We start from the raw sequence: 1,095 nt of genomic DNA, 5'->3' as shown, positions 1-1,095 counted from the left end.
CAGGCAACGTACACGTACACGCCGCCGAGCTCGTCGCTGTTCTTGGGTCCGATCTTTTTGACCGTGAACCTGAACCCATGTTGGCGTAGCGTCTGTCCGTACTGACCCCGCCCCTTCAATACGACCAGTCCGCGGGTCTCGACACCAGACCGAAGTAGTGGAGCCACCGGACTGCCGATGTTACCGCCGCATTGACCGCACTGTTTGGGATCCTGCCGCGGTTTGGGGCGGACTGCTACTTGCGGTGCGGACCAGGAGCTCCCAGGCAACGGTTGTGGTGGCTGGCCCGAATGAGGAAGGCTGCATCGGTGCGAGGCAGCCGCGCCACGCTGCGGCGGGAAGACCGCCCAAGCCGCCTCCGTGCCGGAACCGGCCGCCCTCGGCGGAGCCGTGCCGAGGAACTGATCCGTGGCGTCAGGGCAGGTGCGGCGGTGCGGCGGCGAGGAGTTCGTCGAGCAGGGTGGCCCGGTGGCTGATGTAGGCCGGTTCGCCGCGCTCGTCGGTGCCCAGTGCGTACATGTGCGCTGTCGCCGGGCCGCGGTCACGTTCGATCCGCCAAAACCGGGCGATGCCGGCGCGGGCGTACTCACCCGGTTTGATCATGCGGTCGAGGTTCTCCGATCCCGGTGAGACGACCTCCACCACGAGCAGGGTGTCAGCTGGGTCGATCCAGACGGTGCCGCGTGGGGCCGGGCGGCACAGGACGAGAACGTCCGGGCTACGGCCGCTGGAGGACTCGGTGATCCGCAGGCCCGGCGTGGCGAGCACCCGGTCTGCGCTGTGGCCGTGGGTGACCAGCCATACGATGATCTGTGTGATCAGCGCGGCGTGTTCGGCGTCGGCTGGCGGCATGACCAGCAGATTCCCCTCGGCGAGTTCGTATCGGTGGAGCTCGTCGGCCGTGGCCAGCTGAGTCACGTCATCCAGCGTGAGCGCCCGTCCGGGCAGCTGGACCAGCAGCGGAGGGGCCGGGTGCACGATCGTCACGTCGACCTCCCCTGCGCTGCCCGCTGGGACGCCCGAGCAGGATCCGATCTTCAGTGTAGCGGTGGCCCGCAGCAGCTGGGGCGTGGCTGCGGGGGAGGCGGGGTGGGG

General features: G+C 68.9%; 1 protein-coding gene. It reads right to left on the bottom strand.

Annotation, left to right across the window (positions count from 1 at the left end; translation table 11 throughout):
• Positions 1–414: 414 nt before the first annotated feature.
• Positions 415–1,095 (bottom strand): Uma2 family endonuclease (locus MJ785_RS20560; RefSeq protein ID WP_239382414.1); only part of this gene is annotated, 681 nt, incomplete at its 5' end.

Source organism: Protofrankia sp. CiT1 (assembly GCF_917627335.1).
Taxonomy (GTDB): Bacteria; Actinomycetota; Actinomycetes; order Frankiales; family Frankiaceae; genus Protofrankia.
This window is presented reverse-complemented; position numbering and strand designations above follow the sequence as displayed.